Annotated in this window: 12 protein-coding genes; 5 read left to right on the forward strand and 7 right to left on the reverse strand. The window is 35.3% G+C overall.

The window, feature by feature from the left end; genetic code table 11:
* Positions 1 to 5 precede the first annotated feature (5 nt).
* Positions 6 to 338 (forward strand): 2Fe-2S iron-sulfur cluster-binding family protein, encoded by a 333-nt coding sequence (locus HM990_RS17185; protein ID WP_178990743.1) that lies wholly within the window; start codon positions 6 to 8, stop codon positions 336 to 338.
* A gap of 277 nt (positions 339 to 615) precedes the next feature.
* Here the strand turns inward: HM990_RS17185 and pckA are convergent, their stop codons facing one another.
* Positions 616 to 2,232 (reverse strand): phosphoenolpyruvate carboxykinase (ATP), encoded by a 1,617-nt coding sequence (gene pckA, locus HM990_RS17190; RefSeq protein ID WP_178990745.1) that lies wholly within the window; start codon positions 2,230 to 2,232, stop codon positions 616 to 618.
* Between the two features lie 65 nt (positions 2,233 to 2,297).
* The gene (locus tag HM990_RS17195; protein ID WP_178990747.1) at positions 2,298 to 2,687 is read right to left on the reverse strand and encodes a DUF423 domain-containing protein; all 390 of its coding nucleotides are present in this window, start codon (positions 2,685 to 2,687) and stop codon (positions 2,298 to 2,300) included.
* A gap of 81 nt (positions 2,688 to 2,768) precedes the next feature.
* Between HM990_RS17195 and HM990_RS17200 the strand changes: the two genes are divergently transcribed.
* Together HM990_RS17200 and HM990_RS17205 are read left to right on the forward strand one after the other, a co-directional pair.
* On the forward strand, positions 2,769 to 4,133 hold the full coding sequence (locus HM990_RS17200; RefSeq protein WP_178990749.1) for a saccharopine dehydrogenase family protein: 1,365 nt from the start codon (positions 2,769 to 2,771) through the stop codon (positions 4,131 to 4,133).
* A 154-nt stretch (positions 4,134 to 4,287) separates the two neighbouring features.
* Positions 4,288 to 4,758 carry an Lrp/AsnC ligand binding domain-containing protein gene (locus HM990_RS17205; protein ID WP_178990751.1) on the forward strand — a complete coding sequence of 157 codons (471 nt, stop codon included), beginning with the start codon at positions 4,288 to 4,290 and terminating at the stop codon, positions 4,756 to 4,758.
* Positions 4,759 to 4,894: 136 nt separating this feature from the next.
* Here HM990_RS17205 and HM990_RS17210 read toward each other — a convergent pair whose 3' ends face one another.
* The 4 genes from HM990_RS17210 to HM990_RS17225 all read right to left on the reverse strand — a co-directional run bounded on the left by HM990_RS17210 (position 4,895) and on the right by HM990_RS17225 (position 8,513).
* On the reverse strand, positions 4,895 to 5,422 hold the full coding sequence (locus tag HM990_RS17210) for a transposase (RefSeq protein WP_317166915.1): 528 nt from the start codon (positions 5,420 to 5,422) through the stop codon (positions 4,895 to 4,897).
* 78 nt (positions 5,423 to 5,500) lie between these two features.
* Positions 5,501 to 6,538, reverse strand: a complete 1,038-nt coding sequence (locus tag HM990_RS17215; RefSeq protein WP_178990753.1) for an aldo/keto reductase — start codon at positions 6,536 to 6,538, stop codon at positions 5,501 to 5,503.
* A 227-nt stretch (positions 6,539 to 6,765) separates the two neighbouring features.
* Positions 6,766 to 7,725, reverse strand: a complete 960-nt coding sequence (locus HM990_RS17220) for an OmpA/MotB family protein (RefSeq protein WP_178990755.1) — start codon at positions 7,723 to 7,725, stop codon at positions 6,766 to 6,768.
* 26 nt (positions 7,726 to 7,751) lie between these two features.
* A complete protein-coding gene (locus tag HM990_RS17225) occupies positions 7,752 to 8,513 on the reverse strand; it encodes an exodeoxyribonuclease III (RefSeq protein WP_178990757.1) in 762 nt (253 codons plus the stop codon).
* Between the two features lie 494 nt (positions 8,514 to 9,007).
* Between HM990_RS17225 and HM990_RS17230 the strand changes: the two genes are divergently transcribed.
* Both HM990_RS17230 and HM990_RS17235 read left to right on the forward strand, forming a co-directional pair.
* Entirely contained in the window at positions 9,008 to 12,448 is a 3,441-nt protein-coding gene (locus tag HM990_RS17230; RefSeq protein ID WP_178990759.1) for a hypothetical protein, read from the forward strand.
* 126 nt (positions 12,449 to 12,574) lie between these two features.
* Positions 12,575 to 13,153, forward strand: coding sequence for a DUF3575 domain-containing protein (locus HM990_RS17235; RefSeq protein WP_178990761.1), 579 nt, complete (start codon positions 12,575 to 12,577; stop codon positions 13,151 to 13,153).
* A gap of 116 nt (positions 13,154 to 13,269) precedes the next feature.
* Here the strand turns inward: HM990_RS17235 and HM990_RS17240 are convergent, their stop codons facing one another.
* Positions 13,270 to 14,808, reverse strand: coding sequence for a glycine--tRNA ligase (locus HM990_RS17240; RefSeq protein ID WP_178990763.1), 1,539 nt, complete (start codon positions 14,806 to 14,808; stop codon positions 13,270 to 13,272).
* Between the last annotated feature and the right edge of the window lie 12 nt (positions 14,809 to 14,820).

Here is a 14,820-nt window from a genome sequence, read left to right on the forward strand (position 1 = left end):
TAAACATGGAACAAGACATAAATATTACAATCATAGATAGAGATGGTGTAAAACATCAAATTGAAGCGCCAACCGACATGGCAATGAACTTAATGGAAGTCGTTCGTTCTTATGAGCTTGCGCCAGAAGGTACTATTGGTGTTTGTGGTGGTATGGCTATGTGTGCGTCTTGTCAATGTTACGTACTAAGTGAAACAGAATTACCAGAAATGCAAGATGACGAAGAAGCTATGCTTTCCGAAGCGTTCTATGTAAAAGATAACAGCCGTTTGGGTTGCCAAATTCAAATGACACCAGAAATGGAAGGGTTGGAAGTTGAGTTGGCACCAGAATCCTAAATTCCTACAAAATCAAGAACTTCAAATTCAAAAAGAGTTTCTTTCCAGAAAGTACATAACTTACAGGTAAACATTTCCAAAAAATATAGTTAGCACTAAAATTATTGCCGTTCCAATAACTAACGGTATTACAAATGGTGAGCAGGTAAAATTTAAATAAGTAGTGTCAGAAAGTTAAATCACATCAATCAAGACCATTTAATGATCTAAATATAATTAAACATTAAAAAAGCGATTCTGAATATAGAATCGCTTTTTTAATTTTTATTGTTAGCATTTAGAAAGCATAACGCTGAGGGCCTCCTCGCCTCACCTCTTCAGAGGCATAAGACTCAAATTTTTTAAAGTTTTCCCTAAAGGCATTAGAGAGTTTAAATGCCATAGTATAGTAAGCATCATCATCATCCCAAGTAGCCCTTGGACTCAACACTTCGGTTGGTACTCCAGGACAAGTTCTTGGTTGTGCCACTCCAAAAACAGAATGAATATGGTAATCTTCGTAGGTATAATCTTGTAAATCACCGTTTAAAGCGGCATTGATCATGGCTCTGGTATATTTTAATTTCATTCGTGTACCAACGCCGTAAGGACCACCTGTCCAACCTGTGTTTACCAACCAAACATTTACTCCAGCATCTAACATTTTTTTGCTTAACATTTCAGCATATTTTGTTGGATGCAACGGCATAAAAGGGGCTCCAAAACAAGCCGAAAAACTTGGTACTGGTTCCACCACTCCTGCTTCCGTTCCAGCCACTTTAGCCGTGTAACCAGAAATAAAGTGATATGCAGCCTGACTTGGCGTTAATTTCGAAATTGGAGGCAACACTCCAAAAGCATCAGCCGTTAAGAAAAATATATTCTTTGGGTTTTTACCAATCGAAGGTTCTTTAATATTATCGATATGGTAAATGGGGTAACTTACTCTTGTATTTTGAGTAATTGAGGTATCGGCAAAATCAACATTGCCTTTATCATCCATGATTACATTTTCAAGAATTGCTCCTTTCTTAATTGCAGCAAAAATTTCTGGTTCTTGTTCTTGAGATAGATTAATTACCTTGGCGTAACAACCACCTTCAAAATTAAAAACCGTGTTTTCCTTGGTCCAGCCATGTTCATCATCACCAATTAAACTGCGATTAGGATCGGTAGAAAGTGTTGTTTTTCCTGTTCCAGACAAACCGAAAAAAATTGCGGTATCATCATCCTTACCAACATTGGCGCTACAATGCATTGGTAATGTGTTTTTAAATACAGGAAGAATAAAGTTTAAAGCGGAAAAAATTCCTTTTTTAATTTCACCTGTATAACCTGTACCACCGATTAAAGCAATTTTACGTGTAAAATCCAGAATCGCAAAGTTATGCTGACGTGTGCCATCCACTTCTGGATCTGCCATAAAACCTGGTGCATTGACCACAGTCCATTCTGGAGAAAAATCTTTTAACTCATCTTCCGTAGGACGCAAAAACATATTGTAAGCAAACATATTGCTCCAAGGATACTCATTAATAACTCTAATGTTTAACTTATAGTTTTCGTCTGCACATGCATAACTGTCGCGCACATAGATTTCTTTTTCAGATAAATAATCGACAACTTTATCGTAAAGCTTCTGAAATTTATCACTCTCAAACGGAATATTGATATTTCCCCACCACACCTTTTCTTTTGTGATGTCATCTTTTACAATAAATCGGTCCATTGGAGAACGCCCAGTAAACTCACCTGTATTGACCGCTAAAGCACCTGAGGAAGATTCTACACCCTGTCCTTTAGAGATAGTTTCAGCATGCAGTTCATCTGAAGATAGTTGATAATTGACTTTTGCATTTTTAATTCCATATTGATCTAACGAAATCGTTTTCGTAAATTGGGTATGGTTTGCCATAATTTTTGTGTTGTTTAGTGCTGCAAAATTAAAATTTTATTTTGAAACAATACTAATGAATGTCATTAATCGACCTTACTTCTAATTATACCGACCAACATCACGATCCAAGCCACAATAAGGAGCAACCCTCCTATTGGAGTTATCAACGCAATAGTCTTAAAATCAAAACTTGACAATACATTGGTAGCCAATCCGTATATCGAACCTGAGAAAAAAACCACACCAAAAAGAACCAAATAGAATATCGCTTTCTTGGTTTTTAAATTCACAAATGAAGTACTACCCAAAATTAAAAGAAAAAACGCGTGATATATTTGGTATCGTACGCCAGTTTCAAAAGATTTAATAGCATCTGCATCAACCAACTTCTCCAAACCATGAGCCGCGAATGCTCCTAAAATTATTCCCAAAATTCCTAAAATAGATCCTGTAATTAATAGTGTCTTGTTCATAAGTAAAATGCGGTTTCGGTTTTTATTGCCTATTCTATTTATTACTTTCGTGGCACACAAAATTAGTTATATAAACTCATTATGCGAAACATTTTAATCATTGGTGCAGGTAAATCTTCATCCTATCTTATAAAATATTTACTCGATAAATCCCAATCTGAAAAGTTACATATTACAATTGGCGATCTCAATGTGGACAATGCTAAAAATTGGGTTGGCACTCATTCAAATACCGATGTTATTCACTTAGATGTGTTTAATGCCGAATCTAGAGTCGCTGCCGTTAAAAAAGCAGATATTGTGATTTCCATGCTTCCAGCTCGTTTTCATATTGAAGTTGCGAAAGATTGTATTACTTACAAAAAGAATATGGTTACGGCTTCTTACGTTAGCCCAGAAATGCAAGCTTTAGATGACCATGCCAAAGCCAACAATCTTATTTTTATGAATGAAATTGGAGTTGATCCTGGCTTAGACCATATGAGTGCCATGAAAGTCATTAATCAGATAAGGGATAAAGGCGGCAAAATGATTTTGTTTGAATCCTTTACAGGTGGTTTGGTAGCTCCCGAAAGCGACAACAACCTTTGGAACTATAAATTTACATGGAACCCAAGAAATGTTGTGGTTGCAGGACAAGGCGGAGCCGCCAAATTTTTACAAGAAAACCAATTCAAATACATTCCTTACAATCGCTTATTTAGAAGAACAGAATTTTTGGACGTTGAAGGTTACGGACGTTTTGAAGGTTATGCCAACAGAGACTCTTTAAAATACCAACATGTTTATGGCTTAGACCATATAAAAACACTCTATAGAGGCACCATGCGACGTGTTGGGTTTAGCAGAGCTTGGAATGTTTTTGTGCAATTAGGAATGACGGACGACAGCTACACCATTGACGATAGCATCAATATGAGCTATCGGGATTTTGTGAATGCATTTTTACCGTACAGTCCAACCGATTCTGTTGAACTTAAATTTAGACATGCACTTAAAATTGATCAAGATGACATCGTTTGGGACAAATTTTTAGAACTTGATATTTTTAATCCTGAAAAAATGGTGGAATTAGACAAAGCCACACCTGCGCAAATTCTTCAGAAAATTTTAATGGATAGCTGGACGCTTAGTCCAGACGATAAAGATATGATTGTGATGTACCATAAATTTGGATACGAACTTAATGGCGAAAAACATCAAATAGATTCCACAATGGTTGTACTCGGTAAAGACCAAACCTATACAGCTATGTCTAAAACCGTAGGCTTACCAGTCGCCATCGCCACCTTAGCCATTCTGAATGGCAAAATAAAAACACCAGGAGTTCAAATCCCAATTACCAAAGAAGTTTACACGCCTATTTTAGAGGAATTAGAATCTTATGATATTGTTTTCAATGAACATGAAGTACCTTATTTAGGTTATAATCCTTTGAATCTTTGAGTCGATAAGATTTTAGACCGTCCCGATAACTATCGGACTATTAGAATCGAGAACCAAGACGATTTATTGTTTCGATTTGAAACGTTTTCTTATATTTAGCTTTTTATATGTAACAATAAGATTTCCATTTTCATGGAAATGAAACAAGTTTTCAATGAAGATTAACGACAAAGGCATTTATATTGACGGTATTGATAAAAAGATTCTACGTGCATTAATGGAAGATGCTAGAACGCCAATTCTTGAAATCGCCCGTAACGTCAGAATTTCTGGAGCTGCGATTCATCAACGAATTAAAAAGCTTGAAAAAGCTGAACTTTTAGCAGGTTCAAAATTTATAATCAACCCAAAAATTTTAGGCTATACCACCATGGCTTTTGTTGGTATCTTTCTTGATAAAGCCATCAGCAATCCTGAAGCCGTAAAGCAATTACAAAAAATTCCTGAGGTGATTGAATGTCATTACACCACAGGAAATTGGTCCATCTTCATTAAAATTCTATCGAAAGATAATGAGCATTTAATGCATGTGCTTAATTCTGAAATCCAAAGTATAAAAGGCGTTTCTAGAACAGAGACCTTTATTTCTTTACAGGAACAGATTAATCGACAGATTAAAATATAAAAAGAAAAATGGCACTTGTCTGAGTCGAGCGCCAACATTTACGAGTTAGCGCTCGTCTCCGACGAGTGCTTTTTCAAACTATTCGTTGCAACGAATGTTTAATGTATTTAACCAAGTAACCCAGCATCATCAATCTCTAAAACCGAATGGTCATCCTGAAAATTCCGAGCACTAGAATTTTCCAATCAATAGGATTGACTACAAATCCAGCTTTAACAGGATTATTATGAATGTAATTGATATATCGTTTAATAACATCTATACTCCATAATTCAATGGGATGATTATTATGTTGCCAAAACTGATACTTAGTTACATTACTTTTTTCTTTTCCTGCTTTCATAAACATGGACAACAACCATTTTCTCCGACTTTCCTTCGAATTATTTTCAATGGTCTCAATGATTTTATTGGCTGTGAATTTTTTATAATCCCTCAATAATTCCATGGGTTTATCTTCAGAAGAACGAAATATGAAATGCACATGGTTGGACATAAAACAATACGCATACAATTCCATACCTTTTGCTTTTCTGCAATAGCTAATACTATCTGCTAAAACTTTGAAATAGCATTCCCTTGTAAATACATCCACCCAATAAACTACAGCGAAGGACACGAAGTATAAACCGGACTTGTTATGGAATTTGTATTTTCTGCTCATTTAGAGTAAGATACAAATTTCTGAAGAAATTTTATTTTTAAAATAGCACTCGTCGGAGACGAGCGCTAACTTGTTTGGTTATGGCGCGGGATTTGGTATTTCAGCATGCACTGCATTTATTGCTTTCATAACATCGTCAGAAAGTGAAATATGAATACTATCAATATTTTCCTTTAACTGGGCAATGCTTGTTGCTCCAATAATATTACTGGTTATAAATGGTCTTTCGTTTACAAAGGCTAATGCCATTTGTGCTAAAGACATTTCATTAGCTTCTGCTATTTTAAGATAGCGTTTGGCAGCTTCGGTAGCTTGTTCACTACTGTAACGTGCAAATCTTGGAAACATATTTAACCTTGATTTCTGGTCATCTTTACCTTTAATGTATTTGCCAGATAGCACACCAAATGCCATTGGCGAATAAGCTAATAACCCAATCTTTTCTCTATGTGCAATTTCTGCCATATCACCTTCAAAAACACGGTTTATCAATGAGTATGCATTTTGAATGGTAACCATTCTTGGTAAATCGTGCTTTTTGGACTCTTCTAAATAACGCATGGTTCCCCAAGCTTTTTCATTAGAAATGCCGACTTGTCTTATTTTTCCTGATTTTATAATTGCATCTAGATTGTGAAGAATTTCATTAAAATTATCTTCCCATTCATCACTTGGATTAGGTTTATAATCTCGCGTTCCAAAAGTGTTGGTATCACGTTCTGGCCAATGCAGTTGATACAAATCAATGTAATCCGTCTGTAATCGTTTTAAACTATTATTGACCGCTTCGTTTAGTGCTGCTTTACTAAAACCATTGGTTCTTATATGTGCTGTATAGTCTCCAGTACCCGCAATTTTTGTAGCCAAAACCACGTTGTCTCTGTTTCCCGTTTTTGTAAACCAATTTCCTATGATGCGTTCGGTTTCCGCATAAGTTTCTTTTGTGGCAGGCACAGGGTATAGTTCTGCACAATCGAAGAAATTAACGCCTTTGTCTAAGGCATAATCCATTTGGGCAAAGCCTTCGTTTTGGGTATTTTGATTGCCCCATGTCATCGTGCCTAGACATATTTTACTGACCTTTATATTTGTTTTTGGTAGTGTTGTGTATTTCATATTATTTCCTGCGAAAGCGGGAATCTCTTTTTGGTTAAACTTAAAAACATAAATATAAGAAGACCTCACAGGTTTTTGTAATCTGTGAGGTCTAAATGTTTGTTAATATGTCATTTTGAGCAGCTTTTTAGCGACGAGGCAATCTGTTAAATTTGAGTTATATTTTAAAAGATTGCTGCGTCCTTCTTTCTCCTAGTTGGCGCTCGTCTCAGACGGGTATCAGACTTTTAAATTTCATTCAAAAGTTTAGAAATCTCATCCAACTTAGGTGTTAAAATCACTTCAATACGTCTATTTTTAGCTTTTCCTTCCGCAGTATCATTAGTTGCGATTGGTGCAAATTCCCCGCGACCAGCTGCTGTTAGATTTTCGGGATTGATAGCATCATTTTCTCTAAGAATATTCACAATGGCTGTCGCACGTTTTGCAGATAAATCCCAGTTACCACTCAATTGGGCATTACCTTTGTAGGGAACATTGTCGGTATGACCTTCAATCAATACTGAAATTTCAGGGTTTTCAGCCAAAACACTTCCTAATTGTTTTACGGCTTGTTTCCCTTGTGCACCTACATACCAACTTCCAGATTCAAACAACAATTTATTTTCCATAGAAATATAAACTTTGCCATCGCGTTGCTCTACCGTTAACCCTTTACCTTCAAAATTGGTTAAAGCTTTAGAAATAGCATCTTTTAATTTGTTCATAGCAGCATCTTTTGAAGCTATCACATTTTCTAATTCTGCAACACGTTTTGAACGGTTTTCCAATTCTTGCTTTAAGGTATTTAAACGTTCATTTTCTGCTGCTAAGGCTTGCTCCTTCGCTTCTAATTGTGCTAAAAGCTCTCTGTTTTTTTGCGAATTTTTAGCAATCGAAGCCGAACTATTTTCTTCCAAAGCTTTGTATGATGCTTTCAACGTTTCTAGATTGGATTTAGCGGCCGCATAATCACTTTGCAATTTATCGCGTTCAGCAACGGCTTCATCATAAGCTGTTTTTAGTTCATTTAAATCATTAGAAAGTTTTGTGTTTTCACTTGACAAGGTTTCCACTTCGTCCGTTAAGCTTCGATTTTCCTTTTTTAAGTTGGTGTACTTATCTTCTAAATCCGTGTATATTTTTTTTGACACACACGAGCTGAATAATGCAAGAGTTAGGGCTAATAATGAAATTCTTTTAATCATGTTTTATAGTTTAGGTTAAGTTTAATTTATAAATCTAATTCCAACAATATTGGACAATGGTCACTATGAACCGCATCGGTTAGTATAACGCTGCGTTTTATTTTTTCTTGCAAGGGTTCACTAACCATGGCATAATCCAATCGCCAACCTTTGTTATTGGCTCTTGCATTTGCGCGGTAGCTCCACCAAGAAAATTCCTGACGCTCAGGATGTAAATATCTAAAGCTATCGATAAATCCACTGTCAATAAATTCGCCCAACCACTCGCGTTCTTCTGGTAAAAACCCTGAAACACCTTTCATTTTTGGATTGTGTATATCTATTTCCTCATGGCAAATATTATAATCACCACAAACCACCAAGTTTGGTATTTGCTTTTGAAGTTCATTTAAATACTCATGGATGAGATTCATATATTCAAACTTATGCGATAATCTGGCGTCATTAGTTCCAGATGGTAAATACATGCTCATTACGGAAACGGTATCATAATCGACTCTGATATTCCGACCTTCAAAATCCATGGATTCTATTCCTGTTCCGAATTCAATATGATTTGGTTTCTTTTTACATAAAATAGCAACGCCACTATAGCCTTTTTTTTGCGCGCTGTACCAATAATTATACTCATAACCTGCTTCGGTAAACAATTCTAGGTCAAGTTGTTCTTCCATCGCTTTAATTTCCTGCAAACAAATAACATCAGCATTTGTGGCTTTTAACCAGTCCACAAAACCTTTTTTTACGGCTGCTCTGATACCATTTACGTTGTAAGAAGCTATTTTCATAATCTAAAATTTTTATTATTCCGTGACAAAAATAAAAACATGTAATCCTAATGCCATAAATACACGAATTTTATTTTGTGAATAAGTTGACTAAACATCTATTGACCGAAATCAATAGGATTTTTAAACAGACTTTCAGTCTGTTTTATTCGTGAAATAGATAGTCAATAATTTAATTCGTTATTTCAATAACTAATGAATTCGTGACAATTCGTGAAATTCGCGGCTGAATTAATAACAGTCGATACGAAATGATTTAAAATGAATACCCATTTTTTAAATACTATTGATAACCACGAATTCCTTTTCCGTTGGGAAAAATAACACACTATCAATTTGTGTCACGTAATTACAAAACTTTTGCATTTTTTTATCAAATGCCTAAATTAAATAATACGCTACTTTTACACCATTATTTTAAGCATGTTTTAACGAAAAGTTCTAAACAACTGGAACCGTAAAATATTCTGCGCTTAAAACAGTTATTAAACTACATGAAAAACGCACTACTTTTTCTTTTAATTGTATCTGGTTTTTTGGGGTTTTCCCAAGAGCAAGACCTTAATTTTAGACAAAAGAAAGTAGCCGTAAAGGATTCTATTCAAATTGATTCCGTAAGCATCAATCCCACACGATTTTCTGTTAGAACAAAAGATAATAAAATCTTGGATTCAATATTATATACTGTTGATTTTGCGAAAGCCATTTTGCGTTTCAAACAACCTACTGAAATTGATACCATTCAAATTTCGTATTTACGTTATCCGAAATTTTTAACTAAGGTTTACAGACAATTGGACGATGCTATTATTGTTGAGCGTTCATCACAATTTCAGCAATTGTACACTTTACAAAATACAACTAAGAAAAATAATTTTACACCTTTTGATGGTTTGACGACTTCAGGAAGTATTTCGCGAGGTGTTACCATTGGTAACAATCAGAATTCGGTGTTGAACAGTGAACTCGATTTACAGATTTCCGGAAAACTGAGTGATCAAGTCTCGCTGAGGGCCTCTATTCAAGATGCGAACATTCCGCTACAAGAAAGTGGTTATTCACAACGTTTAGACGAATTTGACCAGGTATTTATTGAATTGTTTAGCGACGATTGGAATATAAGAGCTGGAGATATCGATTTGGAAAACACCAAAAGTTATTTCGCAAATTTTTCAAAACGAGTTCAAGGTTTGTTAGTCAATGCCAATTTGAGTGAAAAAACATCTGTTTTTGCTTCTGGAGCTTTGGTGCGAGGTCAATTTACGACGACACAATTCACCGCACAAGAAGGGAATCAAGGACCCTACAAATTACGTGGTTCCAATAATGAATTGTACGTGCTTATCGTTTCAGGTAGTGAAACCGTTTATGTTAATGGCATCCCTTTAGAACGTGGCGAAAACAACGATTATATTATCGATTATAATGCTGGCGAAATTATTTTCAACTCTACATTTCCTATTACTTCCGAAATGCGAATTACAGTCGATTACCAATTTAGTGAACGGAATTATTCCAGGTTTACCGTTTTTGGTGGTGCCAATTATAACACCGAAACCTTAAAACTAAATGTGTCCATTTATTCTGAAAGTGATGCTAAAAACCAACCTTTACAACAAAATTTATCTTCGGAACAAACCCAGATTTTAGCTGCTGCAGGAGACAATCAAAATTTAATGACAGCACCTTCTGCGGCATTAGCTACGTTTTCTGATAATCGGATTTTATATCGAAAAGAAATCGTTGGCACTGAAGAAATTTTAGTGTATTCCAATAATCCTGAAGATGAATTATTCAGCGTTAGGTTTACATTGGTTGGGGCTAATCAAGGAAATTATGTATTGACGAATTCCAATGCCATTAATAATATTTATGAATATGTGCCACCAATTGCTGGTGTTCCTCAAGGCAATTTCGAACCTATTATTCAACTTGTAGCACCAGAGCGTTTGCAAATTGCCATAATTAATGGGCAATACAACCCAAGCGAAAAAACAGATGTCTTTTTTGAATTGGCCGGAAGCAAAAATGATAATAATTTATTTTCGAGTTTAGATGATGGTAATAATGATGGTTACGCTGGAAAATTAACATTAAAACAAAAGATAATTCAATCGGATAGTCTTTGGAATCTATCTGCACTCGTTGATGCCGACTTTATTCAAAAGGATTTTAGAACCATTCAACGTTTGTATAGGGCGGAATTTGGACGTGATTGGAACTTGGACACACCAGAAGGTAACCAACGGAATTTTAATTTTGGGAATCAGTTGTTATTTACATCTGGAGTAAAACTAGCACATTATAAAAAAGGCATAGCCACTTATAATTTTGAACATTTAAACTATTCTGAAAACTTTAATGGTAATCGTCATAATATTACAGCTAATTTAAGATTGGGTAATTTCAAGATTTTTTCAAATTCCAGTGTTTTAAATAATGAAAGCACCATTAATCGTTCTACATTTTTAAGGTCTTTCAATCGTGTAGTTTATGGCGAGAACAACAAATGGGCTGGCGTAAAATTTTCGACGGAAGATAATGAACAACGCGTGATTGCAACCGATTCCCTAACACCGTTGAGTCAAAAATTTAAGGCTTACGAGGCGTTTGTTGGCATTGGAGATAGCACCAAGGTATTTGCGGAAGTCGGTTATATCAAACGTTTTAATGACAGTTTACGAAATAATACTCTAGAACGTGTTAATAGTTCGAACACCTATTATTTAAAATCGCGGTTGATTCAGAATAAAAATACAACACTTCAATTGTATGCCAATTATAGGGATTTAAAATCCAAAGATGATAACATAGATAATGAGCAAAGTTTGAATAGCCGCTTGAATTTCAATCAAAAATTATTCAATAACCTCATCATATTAAATACCAATTACGAAACCAATTCCGGTACCTTGGCCCAACAAGATTTTACTTATGTTGAAGTGGAAGCAGGACAAGGCGCTTACACTTGGATTGACTACAACGAAAATGGCATACAAGAATTAGACGAATTTGAAATTGCACAATTTGCAGACCAAGGTAGTTATATTAGAGTCTTGTTGCCCAATCAGGTTTTTGTGCAGACCCATCAAAATCGTTTCGGGCAAACGATTACCATAAATCCGCAATCTTGGAATGTTTCTGAGAATAAATCGAAACAATTTTGGTCTCATTTCTACGACCAAGCCTCGTTTATTGTGGATAGTAAAAAGTTTAAAAGCGGAAATTCATTCAATTTGAATCCCTTTGAAGCTTTAAAGGATGATTTGGATATTGAAGATTTCGTATCCATAAATTATAGTATTAGAAATGTTCTGTTTTTTAATCGCGGCAAACAACGCTATACCACATCTTATACGTTTCTAACCAATAAGAGCCGGAATTTACTTTCTACAAGGTTACAACAAAACAAAACCAACAGTCATCAGGTTAACTTCAATCATAAATTCAATGTGAATTGGCTGGTAAACACCTTGGCCAGTTTAGGAAAAGATGAGAGTAGAAGCCAAAATTTTTCCAATCGAAATTACACCCTTGACAATTATCAATTTAATCCAAAAATCAGTTATTTATTTAGCGAAAATGCCCAATTTGATGTATTCTATCAATACACGTCCAAAGAAAATACCATTGGAAGTTTAGAGTCTTTGGCACAGAATAATTATGGTTTGTCCTTTACCTACAATAATGCACAAAAAATAGCATTGACAGGAGAATTTAACTATTTTCAAAATGAGTTTGAAGGCAATTCCAATTCGCCAATTGGTTACCAAATGCTTGAAGGTTTGCAACCAGGGAAAAACTTTACCTGGAGCTTATTGGCACAAAAGAAATTGACCAAATATTTAGATTTGAATTTGAATTACTTCGGACGGAAATCGGAGACTTCAAATGTTATCCATACTGGAACGATTCAGTTGAAAGCATACTTCTAAATTCTCATAAAAAATAATATTTTTCTCACGCAACCTTTTCATACTTTTGGTATCTAATAAAAAACTATTCACCATTTCTTGGTGAAATTTTTGATTAAAAAAGAATTGAATAAAAAAAATCGACTTATGAAAAAAGCCCTATTAGGAATACTCCTATTTACATCCTTGGCAACTCTTGCTCAAGATGACCTTCAAGAAAACATAAGACAGCATGAAGTTAAGGTAAACGCTTTTAACCTTATTATTTTTAAATCTGTAGATTTCTCCTATGAGTATTTAATTGATTCAGAATCTTCGATAGGAGCTACTGTACTTTTTAATCTACAAGATCAAGAAGATAGAGATTTTGAAGACGGACCTGTTTACGCCGAAAAATTTGCCTTTACACCTTATTACAGACGTTATTTTTCAAGTAGATACGCTTGGGGATTTTTCTTAGAAGCGTTTGGCATGTATAGCATTCAAGAAGACAGAGATGAAATCTATATCTATGACCCCATTTTTGATGACTATGAGTATGTCTACTCCGATGAAACTTCTAATAGCATCGCTTTTGGAATGGCTGTCGGCGGAAAATTTGTAAGTAAAAAAGGGTTTTTATTTGAAGTTTTTGGAGGTGTTGGTAGAAACATTTCAACTTCTAACAACGATATTGGGACTGAGTTTGTACCACGATTAGGTGCTACTCTGGGTTGGAGGTTTTAAAAACCTTTCTCACTAAAATATTAAAACACCCGAACTATTACGGTTTGGGTGTTTTTTTAGTTTTGATAGATTCCCGCTTTCCTGTCTGCCTACCAGGCAGGCGCAGGAATTTTTGATTACATTCTCTGTAGCCAATGCTTTACATCAACCTCAGCTTTTATAATAGCTTTTAAATCTTCAATCTTCACACGTTTTTGTTCCATGGTGTCTCTGTGACGAATCGTGACTGAATTGTCCTCTAAAGTGTCATGATCAACAGTAACGCAAAATGGTGTTCCGGCAGCATCTTGTCTTCTGTAGCGTCTTCCAACCGTGTCCTTCTCTTCATACGTTACGCTGAAATCCCACTTTAAATCTTCAACAATTTGCTGTGCAATTTCTGGTAAACCATCTTTTGCCAACAAAGGAAATATGGCCGCTTTTACAGGAGCTAAAACCGCTGGTAATTTTAAAACCGTTCGTGTTTTACCATCTTCAAGTTCTTCTTCTTCTAATGCGTTTGAGAACACAGCCAAGAACATACGGTCTAAACCTATGGATGTTTCAAGAACATAAGGTGTATAGCTTTCATTATCTTCATGGTCAAAATACTGTAATTTTTTACCAGAATATTCTTCATGTTGCTTTAAATCAAAATCGGTACGTGAGTGAATCCCTTCCAATTCTTTGAATCCGAATGGAAACTTAAATTCTATATCTGTAGCAGCATCTGCATAATGTGCTAATTTTTCATGATCATGAAAACGGTAATTATCTGCTCCCATTCCGAGAGACATATGCCATTTCATTCGCGTTTCTTTCCAATGTTCAAACCATTCTTTCTGAGTACCAGGCTTGATGAAAAATTGCATTTCCATTTGTTCAAACTCACGCATTCTAAAGATAAATTGTCTCGCCACAATTTCATTTCTAAACGCTTTTCCTGTTTGTGCAATACCAAACGGAATCTTCATTCGACCTGTTTTTTGAACGTTCAAGAAATTCACAAAAATACCTTGGGCTGTTTCTGGTCTTAGATACAAATCCATTGCAGATTCTGCAGATGCACCAAGTTTTGTTCCGAACATTAAGTTAAATTGCTTGACGTCAGTCCAATTTCGACTTCCCGCCACAGGACACGCAATTTCCAATTCTTCTATCAACGCTTTTACATCGGCTAAGTCTTCTTTTTCTAAAGATTGCCCTAGACGTTTTAATATAGAGTCGATTTTTTCTTGATAACCAACTACGCGCGGATTAGTAGAAACAAATTCTTCTTTATTGAAAGCATCGCCAAAACGCTTCTCGGCTTTTTTGACTTCCTTTTCAATTTTTGCTTCAATTTTAGCACAATAGTCTTCTACTAAAACATCAGCTCTGTAACGTTTTTTAGAATCCTTATTATCAATTAAGGGATCGTTAAATGCATCGACGTGCCCAGAAGCTTTCCAAGTGGTTGGATGCATAAAAATTGCCGCATCAATACCTACAATATTGTCGTGCATTTGTACCATGGCTTTCCACCAATAGTCTCTAATATTTTTCTTTAATTCTGCTCCGTTTTGGGCATAATCATATACTGCGCTTAATCCATCGTAGATTTCACTACTCTGAAATACGTAACCATACTCCTTTGCGTGAGAGATTACTTTTTTAAATTGATCGTCGTTTGCCATAATGTTGCAAAA

This window comes from Winogradskyella schleiferi (assembly GCF_013394655.1).
Classification (GTDB): Bacteria; Bacteroidota; Bacteroidia; order Flavobacteriales; family Flavobacteriaceae; genus Winogradskyella; species Winogradskyella schleiferi.

Bases quoted from the DNA above. Each gene is read 5' to 3' on its own strand.
- HM990_RS17240 (WP_178990763.1), bottom strand. From the start codon at position 14,808: ATGGCAAACGACGATCAATTTAAAAAAGTAATCTCTCACGCAAAGGAG.
- HM990_RS17195 (WP_178990747.1), bottom strand. From the start codon at position 2,687: ATGAACAAGACACTATTAATTACAGGATCTATTTTAGGAATTTTGGGA.
- HM990_RS17230 (WP_178990759.1), top strand. From the start codon at position 9,008: ATGAAAAACGCACTACTTTTTCTTTTAATTGTATCTGGTTTTTTGGGG.
- HM990_RS17215 (WP_178990753.1), bottom strand. From the start codon at position 6,538: ATGAAATACACAACACTACCAAAAACAAATATAAAGGTCAGTAAAATA.
- HM990_RS17185 (WP_178990743.1), top strand. From the start codon at position 6: ATGGAACAAGACATAAATATTACAATCATAGATAGAGATGGTGTAAAA.
- HM990_RS17220 (WP_178990755.1), bottom strand. From the start codon at position 7,725: ATGATTAAAAGAATTTCATTATTAGCCCTAACTCTTGCATTATTCAGC.
- HM990_RS17210 (WP_317166915.1), bottom strand. From the start codon at position 5,422: ATGAGCAGAAAATACAAATTCCATAACAAGTCCGGTTTATACTTCGTG.
- HM990_RS17235 (WP_178990761.1), top strand. From the start codon at position 12,575: ATGAAAAAAGCCCTATTAGGAATACTCCTATTTACATCCTTGGCAACT.
- HM990_RS17200 (WP_178990749.1), top strand. From the start codon at position 2,769: ATGCGAAACATTTTAATCATTGGTGCAGGTAAATCTTCATCCTATCTT.
- pckA (WP_178990745.1), bottom strand. From the start codon at position 2,232: ATGGCAAACCATACCCAATTTACGAAAACGATTTCGTTAGATCAATAT.
- HM990_RS17225 (WP_178990757.1), bottom strand. From the start codon at position 8,513: ATGAAAATAGCTTCTTACAACGTAAATGGTATCAGAGCAGCCGTAAAA.
- HM990_RS17205 (WP_178990751.1), top strand. From the start codon at position 4,288: ATGAAGATTAACGACAAAGGCATTTATATTGACGGTATTGATAAAAAG.